This window comes from Saccharothrix deserti, from assembly GCF_009769385.1.
Taxonomy (GTDB): Bacteria; Actinomycetota; Actinomycetes; order Mycobacteriales; family Pseudonocardiaceae; genus Actinosynnema; species Actinosynnema deserti.
In genome coordinates, this window is sequence record NZ_VKAB01000001.1 from 636,070 (window position 1) to 660,958 (window position 24,889).

A 24,889-nucleotide genomic window follows, 5' to 3' on the forward strand; every position below is an offset into this window, starting at 1 on the left:
ACTCACGACAGGGCGAACAGGTCTCGGATGTCGTCCGCGTCGAGGTTGGTGCCGAAGACGTTGCCGTCGTCCATGACGCTGGTGAACAGCTCTGCCTTCTTCGCCTTCAGGGCCATCACCTTCTCCTCGATGGTGTCCTTCGCGACGAGGCGGTAGACGATGACGTTGCGGGTCTGGCCGATGCGGTGGGTCCGGTCCACCGCCTGTGCTTCGGTCGCCGGGTTCCACCACGGGTCCAGCAGGAAGCAGTAGTCCGCCTCGGTCAGGTTGAGCCCGAACCCACCTGCTTTGAGGCTGATCAGGAAGACCGGCGCCTTCCCTTCCTTGAACCGCTTCAGCACAGCGGCCCGGCCGCGGGTCTTGCCGTCGAGGTAGCAGTACTCGATCCCGGCCGTGTCGAGCCCGGCGCGCACCTTGTCCAGGAACCCGGTGAACTGGCTGAAGACCAGGGCCCGATGCCCGCCGTCGATCACGTCGTGGAGCTGCTCGGTCAACGTGTCGATCTTGCCGCACGGCAGGTCCTGGTGCTTGTCGTCGACCAGCCCCGCGTGCAGGCTGAGCTGCCGCAGCAGCGTGAGCGAACGCAGGATCGTGAACCTGTTCTTGTTCACGTCGTCGATCAGGCCCAGCACCTTCTGCCGTTCCCGCTGCAACTGGGTCTGGTAGATCTTCCGGTGCCGCGGGTGCAGTTCCACCTCGAGCACCTGCTCCTGCTTCGCGGGCAGGTCGGCGACCACCTGTTCCTTGGTGCGCCGCTTGACCAGTGGCTTGATCCGTCGCCGCAACTGCGCCAGCCGCTCGGCGTCACCGTGCTTCTCGATGGGGAGGCCGTAGTACTCCCGGAACCGGGTCGGGCTCGGGAACAGCCCCGGCGCGGTGATCGACAACAGCGACCAGAGCTCCATCAGGTTGTTCTCCATCGGCGTACCGGTGATCGCCAGCTTGAAGGGGGCCGGGAGCATCCGCGCGCACTGGTGGATCTTCGACTGGTGGTTCTTGGCGAACTGCGCTTCGTCCAGCACCAGGCCCGACCACGACGCCGCCGAGTACGCGTCGAAGTCGATCCGGAACACCGTGTACGAGGTGACCACCACGTCCGCTGCCACGATCAGCTCGTCCAGCGTCCGACCACGCCGCCGCAACGTGTCCGGCACCACGACGACGTTCAGGCCCGGTGCGAAGCGCGCTGCCTCCGCGGCCCAGTTCGACAAGACGCTCGTGGGTGCGACGATGAGGAACGGCGGCCCGTCAGGAGCGACCTCTTTCGCGTGGCAGATCAGCGCCAGAGACTGCACCGTCTTGCCGAGCCCCATGTCGTCGGCCAAGATGCCGCCGAGTCGGGCTTCCCAGAGGAAGGCGAGCCAGCCGAAACCGTCCACCTGGTACGGACGCAGCCGGGCGTCGAGGGTCGCCGGCACCTCGGCGGCGCGGATCGCCTCGCCGGACAGCAGTCCGTCGACCTGGCGTTGCCACGCCTCCGCTTCGCGTTCCACCACGCCGAGCTCGGCCAGCTCCTCCCACAAACCGGCTTGGAAACGGCTGATCCGCAGCTCGCCGCCCGGCGCGTCCTGGAGCGCCCGTGCCTCCTCGATCAGCCCGGCCAACGCCCGTAGTTCGGGCTTGTGCAGGGAGAAGTACGCGCCGTCGGCGAGCAGCACGTGCGACTCGCCCCGGTTCAGCGCCGAGAACACCTCGACGAACGGAACCGGCGTGCCCTCGACGCTGATCGTGATGCCGAGGTCGAACCAGTCCGTTTCCCCGACCAGTTCCTCCGTGGACACGCCGATCGACAACGTGTCGCTCGCCTCGCGGTAGTCGACCGGCTCACCGCTGGTCTCGACGACCACCCGGGGATGCCCGGTCAGCAGCGGCAGCGCCTGGGTGACGAACCGCATCGTGTCGACACCACTCATGCTGACCTGGTCCGGCCGCGGTCCGACCTGCTCGACCGACGCCAGCACGGCGCGCTCCGCGTCGGGATCACGGACGCCGTCCTCCGACTCGGGCGCGTCCAGCGGCACGCGCAGCCTGGAGTCACCGACCTCGTACACCCATTCCCATCCGACGCCGAGCTCATGCCCGGCGCCGAACTCCGCCCGCACGACCAGGGTGGGGCCGGAGATCTCCGGCGGTGTGAAGGCGCCGTCGGAGGAGATCACCGGAGCCAGCCGGCGCAGGCGCGGGTAGAACTCGTCCCGAAACCTGGTCCGCCCGGACTCGGGAATCGCGAGCCGCTGCTTCTCCAGCACCAGCCGTTGCAGCCGGGGTGGGACGGGCTCCGCGAACCTGGCGAGCCGGAAGTGCCAGTGGCGGCAGTCGGCGTCGGCCTCCGTCTCGGCCTTATCCGCGTAGACCAGACCGTGGCCGCCGGAGCCGATGAAGCAGATCGGCTCGATCTCCGCCGAGATCCCGTCGACGCCGATCAGCGGGCTGACCGTGCTGACCGCCCCGTTTCCGGTGACGTCCAGCGCGATCCGCGCGACGCCGGGAGCGGCCAGCTCTCCCCACGGCTTGCGCCTGTGCACCAGCCGCAGACCGATCTGCCGCGCCTCGTCGAGCAACGACCAGAGCTTGACCGAGTCGAACGACGCGAGGTCGACCGTTTTCGTGTCGTAATAGGTTTGGTAACCCGGATTGGTGCTCGCCAGGTGCAGCGCGTACATCTCACGCAGCAGCTGCACGTGCGACGCGCGGTACTCCCTCACGTGGTACGTGCCGAGCTGGTTCCAGCTCAGCCCGCTCGCGACCCATCCGGTCCTGCCCGGCCGCACGATCCGCGACTGCACGGCGAAGCCCGTCCCGCCGTACGGCCGGCCCGGCGTCAACGTCAGCTCGACCGCCAGCGGCGTGTCCGCGCCGACGTCCTGCCCTGTGCCGAGCAGCTCCTGGAACGACTGGTCCCAGGTCGCTTTCCGCGCCTTACGACCGGGTGGCCGCTGCGTGGCCCTGACCACCACCGCCACCACGTGCTTGCAGTTGAACCCCACGGGACAGGTGCACTCGCCGTGCGCGAACTCGACGACATTGTCATCGAGTACGTCGAAGTACGCAGATGACTCGTAGACGTCCCCGCGCCCACGCACCGTCCCGTGCAGTGCTGTGTCCACGTGGTCCCACGACACGCTCAACACCGCACCCCGGCGCGCGTAGTCGGTTCCTCGGTCGAATGTGGTCCTGCCGACCGCGTCCTCGATATCCGCGAGATCAATCTGGATCTGGGTCACCGGCATACGGGGAAGGTAGCAATCCCGCCCGCGGTACTGACCGCGTGTAGTCACACGGCTCGGCGGACGACGACGTGGCCGGCTGGATTCGGGTGTGGTCGGTCCGGTGTGGACGGACCGGCTTGTGTGGTCAGGCCGTGTGGTCCAAGTGGGCGTTCCAGACGGCGGCGGCCTGCTCGTGGGAGTCCACGCCGTTGAAGAACGCTTCGGCCAAGGCGTCGTAGTCCTGGTTCTCGAAGCCGGTGACCTCCATGATCTGCAGGCGGTAGACGGTGAAGCGGGACGAGTCCGTGTGCGGGCGGTACGGCACGGCCAGTTCGATCGAGCCCGGGGTCAGGCCGTACTCGACGGCGTGGACGATCAGCGCGTCCGTTCGTCCCGTGTCCAGGTGGATGTAGGCGTCCGCGATGAGCGCCGCACGGGCCGCGCCGTGCTCGTTGACCTCCAAGGCTTCTTGGGCGGCACGCACGGAATCGCCTACGTTGTCCAGCATGAAGCGGTCGAGGCCGCGTCCGCCGTCGGGCTGCTCGTAGCCGAGGATCGGGATCAGCGTTTCGCCCTCTGAAACGCTCCAGATGCCATGAGCGGCATAGAAACCGGCCAGCGCCGCAGTTTCGATCATGGCCGGCAAGTATGCCGGCGCGGTCTCGCGTTCGTGCCGGGATTGCGGATCCGGGGGCCAGGTCGGTTCAGGACAGCGCTAGGTCGCGGGTGGGATTTCGCCCGAGCCCCGGCGGATCAGGGTCGCCGGGATCACCGCGTGCACCGGGGGCAGGTGCTCGTTCTCGATCCTGGCGAAGATCAGGTCCGCGGCCTTGCGCCCGAGGCCGGGCACGTCCTGGCGGACGACCGTGATACCCGGCTCCAGCATGTCCGCCAACGGGAAGTCGTCGAAGCCGATCTGGGCGATCCGGTGGTGCAGGCGGCGGGATCTCAGGGCTCGCATCGCGCCCACCGTGACGAGGTTCTGCGCGGTGAACAGGGCGGTCGGGGGTTCGGGGAGGTCGAGGAGCACCTCGGTCGCCTGTTCGGCGACGTCCGGGCCCTTCAGGTCGGTGCACACCAGGTCCTTGCGGAGCTTGAGGCCGGAGTGGGCCAGGCCCTCCAGGTAACCGGTGTAGCGCTCGTGGCTCGTCCACAACGTCTGCCGGTCGCCCAGGAACGCGATGTCGCGGTGGCCCAGCTCGGCCAGCTGCATGACCGCCTCACGGGCGCTCTCGCGGTTCGTCGTCGTGACGCTGTCCGTCTCGCCGAACGTCGGCGGCCGGTCCACCAGGACCATCGGGGTGCCGCGCTCGCGCTCCTGCTGCAACGCGTCCTGGTGGCCGCCGACCGCCATCACGACCATGCCGTCCACCCGGCGTGACGCGAGCGAGGCCAGCAGCTCGCGCTGGAGGGTCGGGTCGTCCTCGCTGCTACCCGCCAGCACCAGCACACCGCTCTGCCGGGCCCGGTCCTCGACCGCCCGGAGCAGGGCCGAGTCGAACGGGTTGGACAGGTCCTCGAACAGCACGCCGATGGTGGCGCTGCGCTTGTCCGACCGGCGCAGGCTGCTCGCGGTCAGGTTCGGTCGGTAACCGAGCGTGCGCGCCGCCGCACGGACGCGCTCGATGGCCTCCGGTCCCACACCGGGCTGTTCGTTGATCACCCGCGAGACGGTTTTGGCGCTCACCCGCGCCAGCGCGGCCACGTCGCGCATCGTCGGTTCGGCGCGCCGTCCGGCTCCTGAGTCCATCGTTGGTTGCTCCAACCCGAGTAACGCTTGCGTAACGGCGACTTGTCGTGACTTCGCACACAAAGCTAGCGTCAACGATGACTTAACGGAATCCCCGAGGTTCCGCCGTTCGATCCGACTGGGCGCGTAAGCCCAGTGTTACTGCCCGAACATCACCGAGATCAGGCCCGAACGGCCGGATCCGCGCCCCCCGGCGCACTACGTCAACGTTGACTCAGGAGGAAGCGTGTCGAAGCGGAAGCTCACCGCGGTGGCGTCCTTGGCGGTGGTCCCCCTGTTGGCGTTGTCGGCCTGTGGCGGCGACAACGCGGCACAGGATGGCGACGGCGTGCTCGTCGGCCTGGTCACCAAGACCGACACGAACCCGTTCTTCGTGAAGATGAAGGAAGGCGCACAGCAGGCCGCCGGCACGTCCGGCGCCAGGGTCCAGTCGTTCGCCGGCAAGCAGGACGGCGACAACCAGTCGCAGGTCGACGCGATCGAGAACCTGATCGGCGCGGGCGCGAAGGGCATCCTGATCACGCCCAACGACTCGAAGGCGATCGTGCCTTCGGTGGACAAGGCCCGCCAGGCCGGTCTGCTGGTCATCGCGCTGGACACCCAGCTGGAGCCGGCGGACGCCGCCGACGCGACCTTCGCCACCGACAACTACCAGGCCGGGCTGCTGATCGGGCAGTGGGCGAAGGCGAAGTTCACCGCGGAGGGCAAGCAGGCGAAGATCGCCATGCTCGACCTCAACCCGAACCAGGTGTCCGTCGACGTGCAGCGCGACCAGGGCTTCCTGGAGGGCTTCGGCATCGACGTGGCGGACAAGAACAAGATCGGTGACGAGAGCGATCCTCGGATCGTCGGCCACGACGTCACCGACGGCGCCCCCGAGGGCGGCCGGACGGCGATGGAGAACCTGCTCCAGAAGGACGCCGGCATCAACCTCGTCTACACGATCAACGAGCCGGCCGCGGCGGGCGCCTACGAGGCGTTGAAGGCGGCGGGCAAGGAGAAGGACGTCGTCATCGTCTCGGTCGACGGCGGCTGCCCCGGCGTGGAGAACGTCAAGAGCGGCATCATCGGCGCGACCTCGCAGCAGTACCCGTTGAAGATGGCCCAGCTCGGTGTCGAGGCCATCGCGAAGTTCGCCCAGGACGGCACGAAGCCGCAGGCCACCCCCGGCAAGGACTTCGTCGACACCGGCGTCACCCTGATCACCGACCAGCCGGCCGACGGGGTGGATTCCAAGGACTCCGCCTGGGGTCTCGAGAACTGCTGGGGCTGAGACATGTCGACCACGGTGTCCAAAAAACCCGAGCCGAGCCCGCTCGGCGGGGAGCACGTCCGCCAATCGCCGCTGACCCGGATCCAGCACCTGCTGCACGCACAGGCCACCATCGGGCCCGCGGTGGTGCTGCTGGTCTCGATCGTCGTGTTCGCCCTGATGTCGGACCGGTTCCTCCAGCCGGGCAACATCTCCCTGATCCTGCAACAGGTCGCGGTCGTCGGCACGCTCGCCGTCGGCCAGACCATCATCATCCTCACCGCCGGTATCGACCTGTCGTGCGGCGCGATCATGGTGCTCACGTCGATCGTGATGGCGAAGGTCGCGGCGGAGACCGGCCTGCCGGGCCTGCCCGCGCTGCTGCTGGGCTTCCTCGTCGGCACCGCCTGCGGGCTGATCAACGGAATGCTGATCACGCGGCTGCGGCTGCCACCGTTCATCGTCACCCTGGGCACGTTGAACGTGTTCTTCGCGCTGAACCTCTGGTACTCGGAGAGCGCCACGATCCGCGGCACGGAGATGCCGTCGCTGCTGCTGTGGACGGGCGAGACGTTCACGATCGGCGGGACCCGCATCACCTACGGGTCGATCATGATGGTGGTGCTGGTCGCCGTGATGGCGTTCGTGCTGAAGAACACCGCGTGGGGACGGCACGTCTACTCGACCGGTGACGACGCGGAGGCGTCCCGCCTGTCCGGCATCCGCACCGGTCGGGTGCTGCTGAGCGTCTACGCGACGGCGGGTGCGGTGTACGCGTTGAGCGCGTGGATCCTGATCGGCCGGATCGCGTCGGCCAGCCCGCAGGCCGGGCAGATGGACAACCTCGACTCGATCACGGCGGTCGTCATCGGCGGCACGAGCCTGTTCGGCGGTCGCGGCGCGATCGTCGGCTCGCTGCTGGGCGCGCTGATCGTCGGCGTGTTCCGCAACGGCCTGGCGCTGGCCGGGGTGGACGTGCTGTGGCAGACGATGGCCGTCGGCATCCTGATCATCGTCGCGGTGTCGCTCGACCAGTGGATTCGGAAGGTGAAGCCATGACCACGCCGGTGCTCCAGGCCCGCGGGCTGGTCAAGCGCTACGGGAAGGTGACCGCGCTGGGCGGTTCCGACCTGGAGTTGCTGCCGGGCGAGATCCTGGCCGTCATCGGCGACAACGGCGCCGGGAAGTCCACGCTGATCAAGGCGTTGTCGGGCGCGGTCGTGCCGGACGAGGGCGAGATCCTGGTGGACGGCAACCCGGTGTCGTTCTCGACGCCGATCGACGCGCGTGACGCCGGTATCGAGACGGTGCACCAGAGCCTGGCCGTCTCGCCGTCGCTGGACATCGCGAGCAACCTGTTCCTCGGCCGCGAGCGCCGCCGCAAGGGCGTGCTCGGCACGGTGTTCCGGATGCTCGACCGCAACGGCATGCGCGAGGAGGCACGTCGGCAGCTCGACGCGCTGGGGATCATGACGATCCAGAACCCCGGCCAGGCGGTGGAGACGCTGTCCGGCGGGCAGCGGCAGGCGGTCGCGGTTGCCCGTGCCGCCGCGTTCGGCAGCCGGGTGGTGATCATGGACGAGCCGACGGCGGCGTTGGGCGTTCGCGAGTCGCGTGCCGTGCTCGACCTGGTGCTCCAGGTGCGGGAACGGGGTCTGCCGGTGATCCTGATCAGCCACAACATGCCGCACGTGTTCGAGGTGGCCGACCGCATCCACATCCAGCGGCTGGGTCGGCGGAAGGCGGTCGTGGACCCGAAGTTCGTCTCGATGTCGGACGCCGTCGCGATCATGACCGGCGCGATGGAACCGCCCGAGGAGGCCAAGCTCACCTGAACGTGCCGCTTGGGTCTCCTGGCCGCTTGAGTCTCCCGTAAGGGGAGGCGCAAGGGTGGAGGGCATGGACGGCGACGCGTCGCGGCGGTGATGGCACGGATCCCGCACGTCACCGTCGAACGGTTGGCGGAGTCGTTGGAGACCGCGAACGATCCCCGCCGGGAGCGGTACCTCCGGCTGCTCGCGGTGGTCAACGGGTGGCGGGCGCCGGACAGCCCGGCGCCCGCGTTCGACTGGTTCCTCCGGGCTCTCCGTGCCGGTCACGACGCGGCGGGAACCAGGTGACGCGCTATGCGGCCAGTGCCTCTTCGATCTTCCGGTTGGTGGCGGTTGGAGATCCAGCGGTCGCGCCGGGACGCGGCGACCTGGTGCAGGAGTGGGCTCAGTCGCTGATCCGTCGCCGGTAGAGGGCGGTGGCCAGGACGAACGACGCGATCAGCAGCCCGACCGACCAGGCGAGCGCGATCCAGCCCTGGTCGACGATCGGCGTTCCGGTCAACAAGCCGCGCACGGTCTCGATGACCGGCGTGATCGGTTGGTGCCTGCTGATGCCCCGGAGGAACGACGGCATGGTGTCCGGCGGCACGAACGCGCTGCTCAAGTACGGCATGAACAGCATGAAGAAGCTCAACGCGCTGGCCGACTCGACCGACCTCGCGATCGCGCCGAGACCCGCCGCGAGCCACGACAGCGCCAGCACGTAGAGCAGCAGCAGCCCGGCCGCGGCGACCCCCTCCACCAACGAGGCCGACGGGCGGAAGCCCATGGCGATCGCCGCGCCGACGACGATCGTGGTGGACAGGGCGTTGCGGACGACGCTGGCCGTCACGTGGCCCGTCAGCACGGCGAAGCTGCGGATCGGCATGGAGCGCAGCCGGTCGATCATGCCGCTGTTCATGTCGTCCGCGACGGACATCGCGGTGGACGCGGCGCCGTAGCCGGTGCACAGCAGGATGATGCCGGGCACCACGTAGTTGATGTACTCGGTGCCGGTGTCGATCGCGCCGCCGAAGACGTAGACGAACAGGGTCATCATCAGCAGTGGCAGGACGACGGACATGATCAACGTGTCGACCTTGCGCCTGCCGAGCCGGATGCTGCGGCCGATCATGGTCATCGAGTCGCTGATCGCGTAGCTCATGCGGGCACTCCTTCACGGGCGGTCAGGGCGAGGAAGACGTCGTCGAGGGTCGGGCGGTGCGAGGAGACCCGGGCGGGGACGACGGCGGCGGCGCGCAGGTCGTCCAGCACGGAGTGCACGTGCGCGGCGGTGCCGTCGGACGGGACGCTGAGCACGAGCCGTTCACGGTCGGTGAAGCCACCGAGCCGGGTGGCCGCGACGTCGAGGTCCGCGGCGGAGGCGAACCGGAGGTCCAGGCGCTCGCCGCCGACCCTGGCCTTGAGGTCGTCCGCGGTGCCGTGGGCGGCGACCTTCCCCTTGCCCAGCACCATGATCCGGTCCGCGAGGCGGTCGGCCTCCTCCAGGTACTGGGTGGTGAGGAAGATCGTGGTACCGGTGCGGACCAGGTCGCGGATGGCGTCCCACATCGTCGTGCGGCTGGCCGGGTCGAGGCCGGTGGTCGGCTCGTCCAGGAAGATCACCCTCGGTGCCGCGACGAGGCTCATCCCCAGGTCCAGCCTGCGCCGCATACCGCCGGAGTAGGTCTTGACGCGGCGGTCGGCGGCGTCGACCAGGTCGAACCGCTCCAGCAGTTCGGCGGCGCGGGCTTTGGCCCCGGACCGGCCGAGGTGCATGAGCCTGCCGACCATGACCAGGTTCTCCCGGCCGGTCTGCTCGTCGTCCACGGCGGCGTACTGGCCGGTCAGGCTGATCACGCCGCGCACCTTCGCCGGTTCGCGCACCACGTCGAACCCGGCCACCCGCAGCTCGCCGCCGTCCGGCCGGGTCAGCGTGGAGAGGATGCGGACCACGGTCGTCTTGCCCGCGCCGTTGGGACCGAGCAACGCGAAGACCGACCCCTCGGCGACCTCCAGGTCCATCCCGTCCAGCACCGCGGTCGAGCCGTACGCCTTGCGCAGGCCTGTTGCCTCGACGATCACCACTGCCCCCTTTTGTTTACCAACGTACGCTAATTAGCGTACCTGACACGCAGTTTTCGGCGGAAGCCCTAGACTGGACGGGGTTGGTGACGAGAGGGTGAGGATGTCCGACGAGAACGGCCTACCGGCCGAAATCGCCCTGCTCTGGGGCCTGCGCGAGATGCCGCGACGTGGCCGCAAACCGTCCTTGACGATCACCGACATCACCCGGGCGGCGATCGAGGTCGCCGACGCCGAGGGGCTCGGGGCGGTGTCGATGGCGCGGGTGGCGAAGCAGCTCGGCAACTCGACGATGGCGCTCTACCGGCACGTGAAGAGCAAGGACGAACTGTTCCAGCTGATGTCCGACGCGGCGGTGGAGGTACCACCGGAGATACCGCCGGACAGCGGCTGGCGGGCCGGGCTCACGTTGTGGACGCACAGCGTGCGTCGCGTGCTGTCGCGGCACCCGTGGATGGCGCAGATCCCGATGCACGGGCCGCCGTCCGGGCCGGGCAACCTGGCGTGGCTCGACTGCGCGTTGGGCACGCTCGCCGACACGCCGCTGCAGGAGGCCGAGAAGATCGGCATCGTGATGGGCCTGAACACGTTCGTGCAAGGCAACCTGCGGATGAGCGTGCAGCTGATGGCGGGCTTTCGGGAGAACCCGGAGGCGTTCGGGCGGTCGTACTCGCGGGCGTTGAAGCAGCTGGTCGACCCCCGCCTGATGCCCGCGCTGGGCCGGGTGGTGGCGGCGGGCGTGTTCGACTACGACAGCCTGTACGAGGAGAGCGACGTGGAGGCCGACTTCGCGTTGACCCTGAACTTCTACCTGGACGGCGTGGCCGCCTACCTGGCCCGCCGGAGCTGATCAGCCGGTCAGCCGGTCAGGCGGTCACGTCGGGAACTCGCCGGCCGGTACCGGACTGCCGAAGAGAGCACCCGTGCCGGCGACCGCACCCGCCGCGCGCCACCACTCGGCCTGCTCCTCCGACGCCAACCCGTCCACCAGCACCTGGGCACCGGCCCGCCGCACCAACGGCACCAGGCCCGCCAGGAACTCCGCCTCGCCGCGCGCCTGCCGCTCGACCAACCGCCGCGCCACCCGCACCGACCTGATCGGCAGCTCCGACGCGACGGCCAGGTCGTCCGGCCCCAGGCCGAAGTCGTCCAACGACGTCCCGACGCCCAGCTCGGCCAACACGGTCAGGTTGTCCACCGCGTCGGACTCCGCCAGCACGCCCACCGGCATCCCGATCGTCAACCGCGACGCCGCCAACCCCGTGTCGCCCAACACCCGCCGCACCCGGCGGACCAGATCGCCGTCGCACGACTGGTGCCTGGTCAGGCCGATGTGCAACGGCGCGGTGAAGCCGGCGCTCTGGCCCCACCACCCCACCTGACCGCACGCCGTCGCCAACTGCCACTCGCCCAACGACAGGATCAAGCCGGTCCGCTCCGCCAACGCCGTGCACGTCCCGTGGTCCAGCGCGTCCTCACCGCGGTCCCAGTGCAGCACCGCCGCCACACCCACCAGCGCACGCCCGGCCAGCTCCACCACCGGCCGGTAGCGCACGCCGATCTCGCCCTGCTCCCACGCCCCTGGCATCGCGACGGCGAGCGCGTCCACCCGCCGCTCGGCCGCGTCCTGCTCCGGGTGGAACAGCTCCCACTGCCCGCGACGACCCGACTTCGCCCGCCGCAACGCCTGTTCCGCCGCGCGCATCACGTTCGCCGGGTCCCAGTCCGCCGGCGGGCGGCGCACCACACCCACGCTGACCAGCGGGGCCAGCCCGTGATCGTCGAGGTACACCGGCTCCGACAGCTCCCGGTTGATCTCGGCGACGGTGGTGCCGACGTCCGGCGTGGTGGCCGTGTTCTCGACCAGGATCGCGAACTCGTCGCCGTCGAACCGGGCGATCATCGCCTTCTCGCGCGCCATCACGGCCTTCAACCGCTGCGCCACGTGCACCAGCAGCCGTTGCCCGGTCCGCCGGCCGAGGCTGTTGCACACCATGCCGAACGCGTCGATGTCGAGGTGGAACAGCGTCACGCCGCGCACCGGGTCCGCCCGCCGCAACGCGCTCTCCAGGTACGTGGTGAAGTACTGCCGGTTCGGCAACCCGGTCGACACGTCGTGCAGCGCCTGCCGGTTCAGCTCGGACTGCAGCAGCATCAGCTCGGTGCCGTCCTCGATCACGGCGACGAAGTGACTCGGCTGGTCGTCCGCACCGCGCATCAACGACACCGTCAACGAGATCCGCGCGACGTCGCCGTCCTTGCGCAGCAACCGCTGCGGTTGCCGGACGCGTTCCTGCCTGCCGTCGACCAACGCCCGCAGCGCCTCGCCGAGCACCTTGACGGAGTCCGGGTGCACGAGGTCGAACAGGGAGAAGCCGGTCAGCTCCTCGGTGGTGTAGCCGAGGATGTCCCCTATCGCCGCGTTGGCCCTCGTCAGCCGCCCGGCCAGGTCGACCACCAGGATCCCGCTGGCGGACGACGTCGCGACCTCCTCGAACCGCGCCTCGCTCTCCTTCAGGTTCCACTGCGCGTCGCGGACCGCCTTGAGCAGCGACAGCTGCATGGACTCCTGCTGCTCGAACACCGCACGCCTGCTCGCCGCCAGGAACCCGGACGACAACGAGCCGAGCACGGTCATGATCGGCTGGGCGTAGCGGTCGACGGGCTGGAACTCCGGCAGCGCGAGCAGTCCCTTCCCGAGCACGTCGAGGGTGACGCGCAAGCCGTCCTCCACGACGTACCCGAGCCCGACGAGGCGTTGGCCGATCTGCTCGGCCGGCCGACCCGGAGGCGACCCGGGAGAAGTCTCGGGAGACGACCCGTCGGACGGCACAGCGGACGCCGCGGCGTGCACCGCCGAGCACAACTCGTCCAGGCGTTCGCGCATTTCGCGGTCGAGGTCGTCCCTGCTCAGCGGGACGACTACGACTCCGCTGAGCAGGTACGACCACTTTCGAGCGAGGAGATCACGGCCACGTTCAGGTGATGACGTGGCCTCTGGTCTACGACTTGGGATCGGCATTCCCGTTGCCCTGCTGTGATATAGGGGATTCGCGGCAGTTTACCCACCCCCCACTGGTCCAGGTTCGACCGGAAGTGTGAACCAGAAACACTCGCAGTGACCTTCCGTCAGGCAATTCAGAGCTTTCGGCCGACACCCGCGTAGACCAGCATGTTCATGTCGGGCTGGGAGGCGATGTCGCCGGGTCCGCCCGGTCGCCATTCGCCACAGCCGACCAGGCCGGGCTCGACCAGTTCGAATCCGTCGAACAACTCCGTCACCTCGGCGTGGGTGCGCAGGTTCACCTGATCGGGGCTGTTGCTCCGCTTGATCAGGTCGGTCGCGTCGGTCAGGCTCTCGCTCTGGTTGTCCGCGGTCGCGTGGGTGATCGCCAGGTAGCTGCCGGGTGCCAGCGCGTCGCGGTACCGGGCGACCAGGCCGCGCGGGTCGGCCGAGTCCGGCACCCAGTGCAGCATCAGCAGCATGAGCAACCCGATCGGCTGATCGAAGTCCAGCAGTCGACGCGCCTCGGCGCCGCCCAGGATGGTCTCGGGCTCCCGCATGTCGGCCTGCACGACGGCCGCGCGGTCGTTCCCCACCAGCATCAACTCGCTGTGCGCCACGGCGACCGGGTCGCGGTCGACGTAGAGCACGCGGCACTCCGGCGCCTCCGCCTGGGCGACCTCGTGCACGTTGCCGACGGTCGGGATGCCGGAGCCGATGTCGAGGAACTGCCGCACGCCCTGGTCCACCATGAACCGCACGACGCGGCCGAGGAACGCCCGGTTGACGCGGGCCGAGTTGCGCAGGCCGGGCATGGCGGCCTCGATCTGCTCGCCGAGCGCGCGGTCGACCGCGAAGTTGTGGGCGCCGCCGAGCATGTAGTCGTACGTCCGGGCCACACTCGGCACGGAAATGTCCACGCCGGATGGAATCCATTCGCTTTGCGTCATACCTGTGGACACCTCTTCACGTCGCGGGGCGACGAGAGTACCGGGTGGGCGGAACCAACGTCTGTTGAGCCATCAGTGTGACACCAACCCACCCGAACGGGCACTGTCACCCTCCACCGAACGGGTCCTATTGTGAGCCGTCCCTTTCGGCAGCCGACAGGAGTGGACATGGGTGTCCCGGTGGCGCCTGGACGCCTGCCATTCCTCGGGCACACCGTGGAGATGGTGCGCCGGCGGCACGAGTTCACCTCATCACTGCGGGATCACGGTGATGTGGTGAGGGTCGACCTGGGCCCGTTGTCGACCTTTTTTGTGACCACTCCTCAACTTGTGCACCAAGTCCTGGTCACGGACGGCGCGCGTTTCCGCAAAGGTGCGATGTTCGACAAGTTCCGACCGTATCTGGGCAATGGGTTGGTGCTCTCCGACGGCCCGTTCCACCTGCGGCAGCGCCGGATGATCCAGCCCGCGTTCCACCGCGACCGCATCGCCCGCTACGCCGAGGTCATGGTGCGCGCCGCCACCGCGCTGACCTCGTCGTGGACGCCCGGCGAGGTGCGGGTGGTCGAGGACGACATGCAGGGCCTGGCGGTCACGATCGTCGGCGAGGCGTTGTTCTCCACCGAACTCGGGCAGCGGGTGATCGACGAGGTGCGGCGGTCCGTCTTCGTCGTGATCAAGCAGGGCATGGTGCGCGCGTTATCCCCTTCGTTCGTGGAGAAGCTGCCGCTGCCCGGCAACCGCGAGTTCGACCGGGCCGTCGCGCGGATGCACGCGCTCGTGCTGGAGGTCATCGCGAGCAGGCGTGCCGACGGCGGGCGCGACCACGGCGACCTGCTGTCGATGCTGCTGCTGGCGCAGGACGAGTCCGGCGACGGGATGACCGACCAGCAGACCTACGACGAGGTGCTGACCCTGCTCACCGCGGGCATCGAGACCACGGCGCTGGCGCTGGCCTGGTCGTTCCACGAGGTCTCCCGGCACCCGGAGGTCGAGGACCGGCTGGTCGCCGAGATCGACGAGGTGGTGGGCGACCGCCCGGTCACCTTCGCCGACGTGCCGCGGCTGACGTACACCGCGGCCGTGGTCAACGAGGTGCTGCGGATGTACCCGCTGTGGATCCTCATGCGCCGGGCCACCGCGCCGGTCGACCTCGGCGGGGTCGAGTTACCCGTGGGCGCCGAGGTCATCGTGAGTCCGCACGCCCTGCACCACGACCCGGCGTCCTTCCCCGAGCCGCACCGGTTCGACCCCGACCGGTGGCTCTCCGCCTCCGCCGAGGTGCCGCGCGGCGCCTTCATCCCGTTCGCGGCGGGCGCGCGCCAGTGCGTTGGCAACGTGTTCGCCCAGACCGAGATCGTGATCGCCCTCGCCACCGTGCTCTCCAAGTGGCGGCTCGTCCCGGTGCCCGGCAAGCCCGTGCGCACCAAGTTCACATCCACCGCCTATCCCAGCGGTCTGCTGATGACGGCGGTCCCCCGTTGACATCGTGGAGGTTGTTCAGTCGTGCGTTGGTCGCGTTTCCGGTCCACAGCCACGAAGTCGCTCGCCGTGGCGCTGCTCACCGCGGGAGCGGTCCTGGTGCCCGCGCCGGCGAGCGCCGCGCCCGTCACGTGTGAGCAGCTGCGCGTGCCGGTGACGGTGCTCGGCACGCCGCAGTCCATGCGCGGCACGCTGTGCACGCCTGCCGGCGCGTCCACGGTGCAGGTGCTGATCCCCGGCGGCACGTACAACAGCTCGTACTGGGACATCTCCTACGCGCCGGACACCCGGTCCTACCGGCAGGCCATGAACCGGGCCGGTATCGCCACGCTCGCCGTCGACCGGCTCGGCACCGGCGGCAGCTCACGGCCGGTGAGCGCGCTGGTGACGGCGACCACCCAGGCCCACGCGGTGCACCAGGTGATCCGGGCGGTCCGGCCCCGGTTCGAGAAGGTGATCGTGGCCGGCCACTCGATCGGGTCGGCCATGGCGCTGATCGAGGCCGGGACGTACCAGGACGTGGACGGCGTGCTGGTCACCGGTTTCACACACCGGATGAACGTCGTCACCGTGGTCCCGGTGCTGGCGCGCATGGTCCCGGCGGCGCTCGACCCGCAGCTGCCCGGGTACGGGTTGGACCTGGGTTACCTGACGACGGCCGCCGGCGCCCGTTACGGGGCTTTCCACTCGCCCGGTCCCGAGGTGCCCGGCGCGATCGGGCTCGACGAGGCCACCAAGGACGTGTTCGCGGCGTCGGAGGCGGTGGACACGGTCACGTTGAACAACGTGGTCATGCCGTTCACCCGGCTGATCGACATGCCGGTGATGGTCGTGGTCGGCGCCGGCGACACCCACTTCTGCGGGCAGCCGCTGGGCAGTGACTGCACGTCGGCGGAGGCGTTGCGGGCTTCGGAGGCGCCGTACTTCTCCGACTCGGCGCGGCTGCACACGTACCTGCTGGACGGGTACGGGCACTCGATCAACTACGCGCCCAACGCGCCCGACTACCACCGTGCCGTGGTGGCGTGGGCGCGCGGGATCTAGGCGTTCACCCGGCCGAGCAGGAACGGCCGCCGGCGCCTGCCACCTCCACCCCAGCTCACCCGGAGAGTCGAACCCCCAGCCCCCGAGAGTCGAACACTCAGCCCCCGTGTGTCCTACGTTCAGAACGCGTGTGTCCTACGTTCAGGAGGGGTGTGTCCTACGTTCAGGAGGGGTGAATTCAACGCTCAGGACATGCGAGCCCCACGTTCGGCGGCACCTGAGTGTTGAATTCGGGGGTCCTGAACGTAGGACACACGTAGCGCGAACGTAGGACACACGGGGTCTGGAGGTTCGACTCTCGGGTCAGGTCGGGATTCGGATCAGGCGGTAGGAGTTGGCGGACGTGGTCGGCACGTCGTCGAAGACGGTGGCCACGTGGGTGGTGCAGGTGGTGTCGGAGTACAGCTCCAGGGCGGCGTCGTCACCGAAGCCGCGGGCCGCGGAACGGGCCGTCGCGAAGCCCAGGCTGCTGACCGGACGGCAGCTGTTGTAGTTCGCCGGCAGGACCGCCTTGGTGCCGCCGAACTCCACCCCGGAGAACAGGCAGTAACCGCCCTCCTGGCAGTGCGGGCTGGGGTCGGCCGAGGCCGGTGCGGCGGTGGCCAGGGCCGCGGTGAACAGGAACGCGCCCACCAGCGCGAAATGTCGTCGTCGCATCACGAGTGTCCCCCTTGGATCGCTTGACCCAAGCCAAACCGATCACGGAGGTCGTGACAATCGGCCGAATGGAACCGTCCACGACCAGCCCGCCCGGATGTCGTCGAGGTGGAAGCTCCCGCTCATCACGGGGTTGCCCTCGACCTGGTTGACGAAGATGTTGAACTGGGACAGGTTCTTGGTCCTCCCGCGTGATCCGCCGGTTCGCGTTGCCGGTGCCCCAAGGCGCCGGACGCCAGTCCGCGAACGGGATCGTGACGACCTTGCCGCCGTTCTCCGCCGCCAACGTGATCCGGTTCGTCACCACCAACGGCTTGGCGCAGCGGGCACCCGTCTCAAGTGGCCCGGCTCACCCGTCGCCCAACGACTCCAGCAGCTGCTTGAGGGTGTCGGCCAACGCCGCCCGCTCCGTCTTGCTCAACGCGTCGAGCAGCCGGTTTTCCGTGGCGAGGTGATCGGGCAGGGTGCGGTCGATCAGATCGCGACCGGCGTCCGTGAGCGAGACGACCACGCCTCGCCCGTCGTGCTCGTTCGGGCTCCGGACGACGAGGCCGCGCGCTTCGAGGCGGTCCAGCCGTTGCGTGATCGCGCCGGACGTGACCATCGAGGCGCGCATCAGCTCGGTCGGGGTCAGCCGGTGCGGCGGCTCGCTGCGGCGCAGGGTGGCCAGGACGTCGAACGAGGCGGTGTCCAGTTCGTGCTCGGCGAAGGTCTTGCGCAGCTCGCCTTCCACCAGGCGGGCCAGGCGGTTGAGCCTGCCGATCACCGCCATCGGGGAGACGTCGAGGTCGGGGCGCTGCGCGTGCCACTGGCCGAGGACCCGGTCGACGTGATCTGCCATCGAACTAGCTTAGCGGTGAGGTAAGTCACGCCCGAGGTAGCTTAGCGGTGAGTTAGTTTGTCTTAGTGCTAAGCAAACTGGTGACCGCGCTCGCCCCCGCCGTGTGGGGCACGACCTACTTCGTCACCACCGAGTTCCTGCCGCCGGACCGGCCGCTGCCGGCCGGTCTGCTGCGGGCCCTGCCGGCCGGGTTGCTGCTGGTCGCGATCACGCGGCAGCTGCCGCGCGGCGACTGGTGGTGGCGGTCGCTGGTGCTCGGCGCGCTCAACATCGGGGTGTTCTTCCCGCTGCTGTTCCTGGCCGCGTACCGGCTGCCGGGCGGCGTCGCGGCGACGGTCGGCGCGGTGCAGCCGTTGGTGGTGGCCGGGTTGGCGGCGTTGCTGCTCGGGCAGCGGATGACGACGCGCACGGCGCTCGCCGCGATCGCGGGCATCGTCGGCGTCGCGCTGCTGGTGCTGCGGGCCGACGCACGGCTCGACGCGGTGGGTGTGGCGGCGGCGCTCGGTGGCGCGGTGGCGATGGCGGCCGGGGTCGTGCTGAGCAAGCGCTGGACCTCCCCCGCGCCGCTGCTGGCCGTCACCGGGTGGCAGCTCGTGGCGGGCGGGATCGTGCTGCTGCCGGTGACGTTGGTGGTCGAAGGCCCGCCGCCCGCGCTCACCGCGACGAACGTCGGCGGCTACGCCTACCTCGGGATCATCGGCGGCGCCCTGGCCTACGCCCTGTGGTTCCGCGGCATCCGGGTGCTGCCCGCCACTCAGGTCACGTTCCTGGGCCTGCTCAGCCCGGTCGTCGCCACGCTCGTCGGGTGGCTCGTGCTCGACCAGGGGCTGTCCGCGTCGCAGGTGCTCGGCGCGGCCGTCGTGCTCGGTGCGCTCGTCGTGGCACAGCGGAAGCCCGCCCGACGGGAACCGGCCCAGGAGGGGGAAAGCCGTGCGGATGACCGTGTTCCGAGCCTTCGGTAGCAAGGGTGCGGGCCCGGCCGGGCCCGCACCCTTGCTAGCGCCGGGCAGTTAGCCCAGTTCAGCGCACGTCTTGGCGTCCGGATCGGCCGCCGCCTTCGGCACCCAGCGCACGTTCGCGAACGACGCCTGGAACGCGCCCTCGGTGTAGACCAGGAACGGCGTGTTGACGTTCTCCAGGTCCAACCCGCCGTTGCCGAAGCAGGAGATCGGGATCTTCACCGTCGACTTCACGCCCGTCGGCAACCCGCTGAACACCCCGGTCGCGTTGACCTCGGCGAAGCACGGGTACACGCAGTGCGCGCTCACCACGGTCCGCGCGGCCGGCGCCTGGTGCACGATCACGTCGAACACGAGTGCCGCGTTGGCGTTGAGGTACCCGCGCAGATCGCTGCCGCCCACCGGGTCCTGCAGGTAGACCTGGCCCGGCCCGGTGCCGGTCCAGGTCGTCTTCATCGCGTCACCCTGCACGTTCACGTCCGCCGGCACGACGTTGATCGTGCTGTGCGCCGCCTCGCCGTCCGGGCCGAGCTCGGTGCCGCCCCAGTTGTCCGGTGAGCCGATGAAGCTCTTGTACGGCGCGACGTCCGTCCGGTTGTGGATCTCCAGGTCCTCGGTCGCCGTGCCACCGCCGCCGTTGCCGGAGCAGCCGAACTCGGGCGAGGTCTCGTCGAGCACGCCGACGTTGCCGGTCTCCCAGCTCCGCAGGCCGTACCCCGGCTTGAACAGCGGGTCGTAACCCTCCGCGCCCGCGTTCAACGGGGTCTGGCAGGCGCTGCGCGGCCACGAGAACGACAGCTTGCCGGTGAAACCGGGGAACGTGTGCCGGCCGCGGACCAGCAGGTCCGCCACGCCGCCGCCCTCGGTGCCCGGCAGCCACGCCGCCACGAACGCGTCCGAGCGGTTCAGCTCCTTGTTGACGTGCAGCGGACGGCCGGACACGTACACGGTGACGACCGGCGCGCCCTTGCCGCTGACCTTGTCCAGCACGGCCAGGTCGTTCGGGTACAGCTTCGCGGCCTCCAACGAGCGCTTGCCGATGTCGCCGACGCCCTCCGCGTACGGGGTCTCGCCGATCACCGCGATCACCGCGTCGAACCCGGCCGGGTCGACGTCACCGGTCTCGCTGAACACCACGTTGTCCGAACCGAGCGCTTCCTTCAGCCCGCCGAGGATGGTCTGGCCGGTCGGGAAGTCGGCGTTGGTGTTGCCGGTGCCCTGCCAGCTCAGCGTCCAGCCGCCGGTCTGGTTCTGCATGCTGTCCGCGCTCTTGCCGACGACCAGCACCTTGGACCGCGGCTTGAGCGGCAGCACCCGGTTGTTGTTCTTCAGCAGCACCTGCGACTCGCGCACCGCCTCACGGGCCAGCCTGCGGGCCTCCAACGCCTCGGCCGACCCGGCGTGCGCGCGCTCCGACGGCTTCACGCCGTCCAGCACACCCGAGCGGAGCTTGACGCGCAGGATGCGGGTGACCGCGTCGTCGATGCGGGCCATCGGGATCTGGCCGCCCTCGACCTGGGCGATCGTGTTGGCGATGAACGCCTTCCAGTCGTTCGGCACCATCACCACGTCGATGCCCGCGTTGACCGCCTGCGGGCAGCTCGCGTTGGTGCAGCCCGCCACCTGGCCGATGCCGTTCCAGTCCGACACCACCAGGCCGTCGAAGCCCATCTTGCCCTTGAGGATGTCGTTCACCGCGAGCTTGCTGCCGTGCAGCTTGCCCTCGGTGATGCCCAGTTCCTCGTTGGTCCAGCTGTTGAACGACACCATCACGGTCTGCGAGCCGGCCGCCAGAGCGCCGTAGTAGCCCTGGCCGTGCACGTTGATCATCTCGGCTTCGGACGACGGGTTGACGCCCTGGTCCTTGCCGCCGATCGTGCCGCCGTCACCGATGAAGTGCTTGGCGGTGGCCAGCACGCCGACCCGCCGCTTGCCGTCGCCCTGCAGACCCCGGACCGCCTCGTAGCCGTAGGCGCGGGTGATCCGCGGGTCCTCGGAGAAGCCCTCGTACGTGCGGCCCCACCGGTCGTCCAGCGGCACGGCCAGCGTCGGCGAGAACGCCCAGTCCTGGCCGGTGGCGCGGATCTGCTCGGCGGTCGCCTTGCCGATGTCCCGGATCAGGCACGGGTCGTGCGCCGCGCCGAGGCCGATGTTGTGCGGGAAGACGGTCGCGCCGTAGACGTTGTTGTTGCCGTGCACGGCGTCGATGCCCCAGATCGCGGGCACCTTCGTGCGGCTGGACTTGGACGCGTCCCAGTACGCGTCGGCCAGCGCCAGCCACGCCTCGGGCGCGGCGTGCTTGTCGCGGTCCGGCCAGGAGCCGCCGCCGTTGAGCACCGAGCCGATGCCGTAGTCGCGCACCTCGTCCGGGGTGATCGCGCCGATCTCCGGCTGCGTCATCTGGCCGACCTTCTCGGCTAACGTCATGCCGGCGAGGATGTTCGCGATCCGCCGTTCGTCGGCCGGGTTGGACTTGACCCGGCTCTCGACCTTCGGCCACTCGGCCAGTTCCGGGAGGTTCCGCTCGATCCGGGCGCAGCCGTGCTCGGTGCGCGGTTCGCCGATGACCGGCTGGCGTGCGGTCGAGTCCGGGGAGGCGCCGGCTGCGGCAGCTCCGGTGATGAGACCGGCGGCGAGCACCGCGGCCAGCGCGGCGCTCAGGTGTCTGCGGGACATCATGCGGGACATCGGCGTTCCGTTCGTCTGCAGGGGCGACGGCTCTGTCGCGCCCGATCCTGGTGATCGCGCCGGGTCGTGGTCAAGGGTTCCGTGAGAGCGCTTCCACATAAGCCCTGTTCAGAGGCGTGAACCCTCGAAGATCCTTTTTGGAAAGCGCTTGCCAGTTCGGAAACATGTGCGTTACGGTCCGACTGGGAGCGTTCCCAGATCGTGTTCGCAAGGAGGCGAATCATGAATCTGCGGTATTTCCTGAAAGCACTCGCGGTCGCTTTGCTGCTCACGACCGCGTTCACCGGCGAAGCGATGGCCTACCCGTACCCCGGCGTGGTGACCGGTGACACCAGCGTGCACGACCCGTCGTTCGTCAAGACGCCCGGCGGCACGTACCTGGTGGCGCACACCGGCGACAACATCGCGCTGAAGACGTCGACCGACCGGACCGCGTTCCGCAACGCGGGCCAGGCGTTCCCCGGCGGCGCGCCGTGGACGACCACGTACACCGGCGGCAGCCGCAACCTGTGGGCGCCGCACCTGTCGTACCTGAACGGCCGGTACTACATGTACTACTCGGCCTCCACGTTCGGGTCGAACCGGTCGGCGATCTTCCTGGCCACCAGCACGACCGGCGCGTCCGGCTCGTGGACGAACCAGGGACTGGTCATCGAGTCGCGGACGTCGGACGACTTCAACGCCATCGACCCGGACCTGTCCGTCGACGACCAGGGCCGGTGGTGGCTGAGCTTCGGGTCGTTCTGGTCCGGGATCAAGATGGTGCAGCTCAACCCGAGCACCGGCAAGCGCTCCGACAGCACCATCCGGTCCATCGCCGGGCGGGGTGGCGGCGCGATCGAGGCGCCGACGATCGTCAAGCGCGGCTCGTACTACTACCTGTTCGTGTCGTTCGACCTGTGCTGCCGTGGTGCGTCGAGCACGTACCGGGTGATGGTGGGCCGGTCGAGCAGCATCACCGGGCCGTACTACGACCGCGCCGGGCGGGCGATGACGTCGGGTGGCGGCACGGAGGTGCTGGCCGGACAGGGCAGCATCCACGGGCCCGGCCACCAGGACGTGTTCACCGACACGGACAGCGACATCATGGCCTACCACTACTACACCGACAGCGGGGCCTCGCGGCTCGGCATCAACTGGCTGGACTACGACTCGGCCGGTTGGCCCTACCTGCACTGACCGGGTGGGGGCACCCCTGTCGCCCCACCCGGTCGCGACCGTTCTCGTCCGGTCCGACCGGTCCCGTCCGGTCCAGTCCGGTCCAGTCCGGTCCTGACGTTCCCGTGACGCACGGCGGGCGTCGACGGGTTCGACGGGCCGTCGCCAACGTGGCCAGGTGTGTGGTGCGAGCGCTCTCATCGCTCTCCTGGAGGTCTCGACCACGAGATCAGCCCTGCTGGCGGCGGCCCTACTGGTGAACACCGCCAAGCGGATCAGGCAACACTTCCTCCACCGGCGGGCACAACGGAACATGACGACCGATGACCCTGACGACCGCACCCTGTGGTCACAGGCCGCGGCAGGCAGTGGACCCGCCTTCGGCGTGCTGTTCGACCGGCACGCCAAGGCGGTCTACAACCACTGCTTCCGGCTGACCGCGTCGTGGGCCGCGGCCGAGGACCACCTCCAGAACACGTTCCTGGTGGCCTGGCGCAAGCGGGACCGGCTGCGGCTGGAACACGACTCGGCCCTGCCGTGGCTGCTGGCCGTGGCCACGAACGTGGTGCGCAGCGACCGGCGCACCGTGGCGCGACGGCTGCGGCTGTTCCGCAAGGCGCCGGTGGAGACCTCGGTCCCCGACCACGCCGACCAAGTGGCCGAACGGGTCGACGACCAGCGGCGGATGGCGCAGTTGCTGGCCGCCGTGGCGGAACTGCCGCGCAACGAGCGGGAAGTGCTCGCGCTGTGCGTGTGGTCCGGCGTGTCCTACGCCGACGCCGCCGCCGTGCTCGGCATCGCCGAGGTGAGCGTCCGGGCCAGGGTCAGCAAGGCGAAAGCGCGGCTGACCCGCAAGTTCGGCGCATCACCGGTCGTTTCCGTCCCCGCGCTCACCATGGAGGACCGTTGAACACCACACTCCCTCCGGCCCGCGATCTGCCACCCCACCGCCACACGCAGATCCGCGCGAGGCTCGAACAGGAGGTCACCGGAGGTCGCCGCCGCACCGTCCGGTTCGCGCCGCTGATCACCGCCGGGGTCGCGGCGGCGGCCGTCGTCGCCTTGGTCGCGGTTGTAGCGCCGTGGCAGCAGCAGGGTGGCGCGGGGCCCGCCGCGTCGGGTAGCGCGGTGCAGTCGACGACGGTGAGCCCGTCGTCCGCCTCACCCGCCGAGAAGCCGGTCATCCCCGGCCTGTCGCCGGAGCGGATCGCCCAGATCGAGGACGGGTGCCCGAAGAGCGCCGGCGTTCCCGGCAAGGCCGTGCTGCACCAGTACCTCACCGACGCCGCCGGGACCTTCGCGTTGCTCTACACCGGCGACACGGCGTTGGGCTGCACGCTCGACGTGCCGAAAATGCCGTACAACTCGGGGTTCAGCCAGGTCGGGCAGGTCGAGTGGATGCCAGGCGAGTTCGCCGTGGACCACCTCGGCGCGTCCGCCGGCGGGGGCAAGCCCGAGTACGAGGGTCTGGCGAGTTACGACATGGCGTACGGCCGAGTGTCGGCGAAGGTGGCCAAGGTGACCTTCGCCCTGCGCGGGCGGATGGTGGAGGCGACGATCGCCAACGGCACGTTCGTGGCCCGCATCATGCAGCCGTCGGACTACTCGATCCCCGAGGACTTCTACGAGTCGGCCGACATCCGGGCGTACGACGCGCAGGGCAACCTGCTCGGCACGGCGGCGAGCCGGTGGGACCACTGCTACGTCATGCCCGACGGCCAGATCTTCGGGGCACAGCCGGAGGCGGGCCGGCAGACGACGTGCTTGCCGGCGGTGTCCTGGCGGAAGTGAGCCCGGCCGGGGTGTGTCACTTCACGTGTCTCTTCACGTGTGCCATCAGGTCGGGGACACACCCCCGGTACGGCAACGTCTGGGACTTGACCCTGGATGTTGGACACCAGACACACTTGGATCCTGACGATCCGGGTGGACAGGAGTCCCGTTCAGATGGTGATGAAGCACTACCCGCCGGAGTTCCGGGCCGAGGCGGTCGCGCTCT

At 69.5% G+C, this 24,889-nt stretch carries 21 protein-coding genes; 11 read left to right on the forward strand and 10 right to left on the reverse strand.

Going from position 1 to position 24,889, the window contains the following annotated elements:
• Nucleotides 1-2: 2 nt before the first annotated feature.
• From FM051_RS14530 to FM051_RS14540, 3 genes are all read right to left on the reverse strand, one after another.
• Nucleotides 3-3,230, reverse strand: coding sequence for a DEAD/DEAH box helicase (locus FM051_RS14530; protein ID WP_158843429.1), 3,228 nt, complete (start codon nt 3,228-3,230; stop codon nt 3-5).
• Nucleotides 3,231-3,354: 124 nt separating this feature from the next.
• Nucleotides 3,355-3,846 carry a hypothetical protein gene (locus tag FM051_RS14535; protein ID WP_158843430.1) on the reverse strand — a complete coding sequence of 164 codons (492 nt, stop codon included), beginning with the start codon at nt 3,844-3,846 and terminating at the stop codon, nt 3,355-3,357.
• A 78-nt stretch (nt 3,847-3,924) separates the two neighbouring features.
• Entirely contained in the window at nt 3,925-4,959 is a 1,035-nt protein-coding gene (locus tag FM051_RS14540; RefSeq protein WP_158843431.1) for a LacI family DNA-binding transcriptional regulator, read from the reverse strand.
• Nucleotides 4,960-5,185: 226 nt separating this feature from the next.
• Here FM051_RS14540 and FM051_RS14545 point away from each other — a divergent pair, with 226 nt between their 5' ends.
• The 4 genes from FM051_RS14545 (at nt 5,186) to FM051_RS14560 (ending at nt 8,331) form a co-directional block, all read left to right on the forward strand.
• Nucleotides 5,186-6,232: a sugar ABC transporter substrate-binding protein gene (locus FM051_RS14545; protein WP_158843432.1), complete on the forward strand. Its 1,047-nt coding sequence runs from the start codon at nt 5,186-5,188 to the stop codon at nt 6,230-6,232.
• Nucleotides 6,233-6,235: 3 nt separating this feature from the next.
• The gene (locus tag FM051_RS14550) at nt 6,236-7,270 is read left to right on the forward strand and encodes an ABC transporter permease (RefSeq protein WP_158843433.1); all 1,035 of its coding nucleotides are present in this window, start codon (nt 6,236-6,238) and stop codon (nt 7,268-7,270) included.
• On the forward strand, nt 7,267-8,046 hold the full coding sequence (locus FM051_RS14555; RefSeq protein WP_158843434.1) for an ATP-binding cassette domain-containing protein: 780 nt from the start codon (nt 7,267-7,269) through the stop codon (nt 8,044-8,046). The genes FM051_RS14550 and FM051_RS14555 overlap by 4 nt, the downstream gene beginning before the upstream one ends.
• Nucleotides 8,047-8,136: 90 nt before the next feature.
• Nucleotides 8,137-8,331, forward strand: coding sequence for a hypothetical protein (locus FM051_RS14560; RefSeq protein WP_158843435.1), 195 nt, complete (start codon nt 8,137-8,139; stop codon nt 8,329-8,331).
• Nucleotides 8,332-8,428: 97 nt separating this feature from the next.
• On the opposite strand, the gene FM051_RS14565 is transcribed toward FM051_RS14560, so the two are convergent.
• Nucleotides 8,429-9,187 (reverse strand): ABC transporter permease, encoded by a 759-nt coding sequence (locus FM051_RS14565; RefSeq protein WP_158843436.1) that lies wholly within the window; start codon nt 9,185-9,187, stop codon nt 8,429-8,431.
• Nucleotides 9,184-10,107: an ATP-binding cassette domain-containing protein gene (locus FM051_RS14570; RefSeq protein ID WP_158843437.1), complete on the reverse strand. Its 924-nt coding sequence runs from the start codon at nt 10,105-10,107 to the stop codon at nt 9,184-9,186. Before FM051_RS14570 ends, FM051_RS14565 begins: the two co-directional genes overlap by 4 nt.
• A 103-nt stretch (nt 10,108-10,210) precedes the next feature.
• On the opposite strand from FM051_RS14570, the gene FM051_RS14575 reads away from it, so the two are divergent.
• Nucleotides 10,211-10,957 (forward strand): TetR/AcrR family transcriptional regulator, encoded by a 747-nt coding sequence (locus FM051_RS14575; RefSeq protein WP_158843438.1) that lies wholly within the window; start codon nt 10,211-10,213, stop codon nt 10,955-10,957.
• Nucleotides 10,958-10,981: 24 nt separating this feature from the next.
• Here the strand turns inward: FM051_RS14575 and FM051_RS14580 are convergent, their stop codons facing one another.
• Both FM051_RS14580 and FM051_RS14585 read right to left on the reverse strand, forming a co-directional pair.
• Nucleotides 10,982-12,994 carry a putative bifunctional diguanylate cyclase/phosphodiesterase gene (locus FM051_RS14580; protein WP_238412375.1) on the reverse strand — a complete coding sequence of 671 codons (2,013 nt, stop codon included), beginning with the start codon at nt 12,992-12,994 and terminating at the stop codon, nt 10,982-10,984.
• 251 nt (nt 12,995-13,245) lie between these two features.
• A complete protein-coding gene (locus tag FM051_RS14585; RefSeq protein ID WP_158843440.1) occupies nt 13,246-14,061 on the reverse strand; it encodes an SAM-dependent methyltransferase in 816 nt (271 codons plus the stop codon).
• 168 nt (nt 14,062-14,229) lie between these two features.
• Here FM051_RS14585 and FM051_RS14590 point away from each other — a divergent pair, with 168 nt between their 5' ends.
• Both FM051_RS14590 and FM051_RS14595 read left to right on the forward strand, forming a co-directional pair.
• Nucleotides 14,230-15,546, forward strand: a complete 1,317-nt coding sequence (locus tag FM051_RS14590; protein WP_158843441.1) for a cytochrome P450 — start codon at nt 14,230-14,232, stop codon at nt 15,544-15,546.
• Nucleotides 15,547-15,567: 21 nt separating this feature from the next.
• Nucleotides 15,568-16,587, forward strand: a complete 1,020-nt coding sequence (locus tag FM051_RS14595; protein WP_238412376.1) for an alpha/beta hydrolase — start codon at nt 15,568-15,570, stop codon at nt 16,585-16,587.
• A gap of 303 nt (nt 16,588-16,890) precedes the next feature.
• On the opposite strand, the gene FM051_RS14600 is transcribed toward FM051_RS14595, so the two are convergent.
• Nucleotides 16,891-17,244, reverse strand: coding sequence for a hypothetical protein (locus FM051_RS14600; protein WP_158843442.1), 354 nt, complete (start codon nt 17,242-17,244; stop codon nt 16,891-16,893).
• A gap of 349 nt (nt 17,245-17,593) precedes the next feature.
• On the reverse strand, nt 17,594-18,085 hold the full coding sequence (locus FM051_RS14605) for a MarR family winged helix-turn-helix transcriptional regulator (RefSeq protein WP_158843443.1): 492 nt from the start codon (nt 18,083-18,085) through the stop codon (nt 17,594-17,596).
• A gap of 65 nt (nt 18,086-18,150) precedes the next feature.
• Between FM051_RS14605 and FM051_RS14610 the strand changes: the two genes are divergently transcribed.
• Nucleotides 18,151-19,047 carry an EamA family transporter gene (locus FM051_RS14610; RefSeq protein WP_158843444.1) on the forward strand — a complete coding sequence of 299 codons (897 nt, stop codon included), beginning with the start codon at nt 18,151-18,153 and terminating at the stop codon, nt 19,045-19,047.
• Nucleotides 19,048-19,095: 48 nt separating this feature from the next.
• Here FM051_RS14610 and FM051_RS14615 read toward each other — a convergent pair whose 3' ends face one another.
• Nucleotides 19,096-21,723, reverse strand: a complete 2,628-nt coding sequence (locus FM051_RS14615) for a glycoside hydrolase family 3 protein (protein ID WP_420803600.1) — start codon at nt 21,721-21,723, stop codon at nt 19,096-19,098.
• Nucleotides 21,724-21,954: 231 nt separating this feature from the next.
• On the opposite strand from FM051_RS14615, the gene FM051_RS14620 reads away from it, so the two are divergent.
• From FM051_RS14620 to FM051_RS14630, 3 genes are all read left to right on the forward strand, one after another.
• Nucleotides 21,955-22,911 (forward strand): arabinan endo-1,5-alpha-L-arabinosidase, encoded by a 957-nt coding sequence (locus FM051_RS14620; RefSeq protein ID WP_158843445.1) that lies wholly within the window; start codon nt 21,955-21,957, stop codon nt 22,909-22,911.
• A 292-nt stretch (nt 22,912-23,203) separates the two neighbouring features.
• Nucleotides 23,204-23,800 carry an RNA polymerase sigma factor gene (locus FM051_RS14625; RefSeq protein WP_158843446.1) on the forward strand — a complete coding sequence of 199 codons (597 nt, stop codon included), beginning with the start codon at nt 23,204-23,206 and terminating at the stop codon, nt 23,798-23,800.
• Nucleotides 23,797-24,681: a hypothetical protein gene (locus FM051_RS14630; RefSeq protein WP_158843447.1), complete on the forward strand. Its 885-nt coding sequence runs from the start codon at nt 23,797-23,799 to the stop codon at nt 24,679-24,681. Before FM051_RS14625 ends, FM051_RS14630 begins: the two co-directional genes overlap by 4 nt.
• Nucleotides 24,682-24,889 lie beyond the last annotated feature (208 nt).

Coding starts and splice junctions, on each gene's coding strand:
- FM051_RS14565 (WP_158843436.1), bottom strand. CDS start 9,187: ATGAGCTACGCGATCAGCGACTCGATGACCATGATCGGCCGCAGCATC.
- FM051_RS14555 (WP_158843434.1), top strand. CDS start 7,267: ATGACCACGCCGGTGCTCCAGGCCCGCGGGCTGGTCAAGCGCTACGGG.
- FM051_RS14575 (WP_158843438.1), top strand. CDS start 10,211: ATGTCCGACGAGAACGGCCTACCGGCCGAAATCGCCCTGCTCTGGGGC.
- FM051_RS14540 (WP_158843431.1), bottom strand. CDS start 4,959: ATGGACTCAGGAGCCGGACGGCGCGCCGAACCGACGATGCGCGACGTG.
- FM051_RS14530 (WP_158843429.1), bottom strand. CDS start 3,230: ATGCCGGTGACCCAGATCCAGATTGATCTCGCGGATATCGAGGACGCG.
- FM051_RS14600 (WP_158843442.1), bottom strand. CDS start 17,244: ATGCGACGACGACATTTCGCGCTGGTGGGCGCGTTCCTGTTCACCGCG.
- FM051_RS14605 (WP_158843443.1), bottom strand. CDS start 18,085: ATGGCAGATCACGTCGACCGGGTCCTCGGCCAGTGGCACGCGCAGCGC.
- FM051_RS14560 (WP_158843435.1), top strand. CDS start 8,137: ATGGCACGGATCCCGCACGTCACCGTCGAACGGTTGGCGGAGTCGTTG.
- FM051_RS14620 (WP_158843445.1), top strand. CDS start 21,955: ATGAATCTGCGGTATTTCCTGAAAGCACTCGCGGTCGCTTTGCTGCTC.
- FM051_RS14615 (WP_420803600.1), bottom strand. CDS start 21,723: ATGATGTCCCGCAGACACCTGAGCGCCGCGCTGGCCGCGGTGCTCGCC.
- FM051_RS14550 (WP_158843433.1), top strand. CDS start 6,236: ATGTCGACCACGGTGTCCAAAAAACCCGAGCCGAGCCCGCTCGGCGGG.
- FM051_RS14580 (WP_238412375.1), bottom strand. CDS start 12,994: ATGCGCGAACGCCTGGACGAGTTGTGCTCGGCGGTGCACGCCGCGGCG.
- FM051_RS14535 (WP_158843430.1), bottom strand. CDS start 3,846: ATGATCGAAACTGCGGCGCTGGCCGGTTTCTATGCCGCTCATGGCATC.
- FM051_RS14585 (WP_158843440.1), bottom strand. CDS start 14,061: ATGACGCAAAGCGAATGGATTCCATCCGGCGTGGACATTTCCGTGCCG.
- FM051_RS14590 (WP_158843441.1), top strand. CDS start 14,230: ATGGGTGTCCCGGTGGCGCCTGGACGCCTGCCATTCCTCGGGCACACC.
- FM051_RS14625 (WP_158843446.1), top strand. CDS start 23,204: ATGACGACCGATGACCCTGACGACCGCACCCTGTGGTCACAGGCCGCG.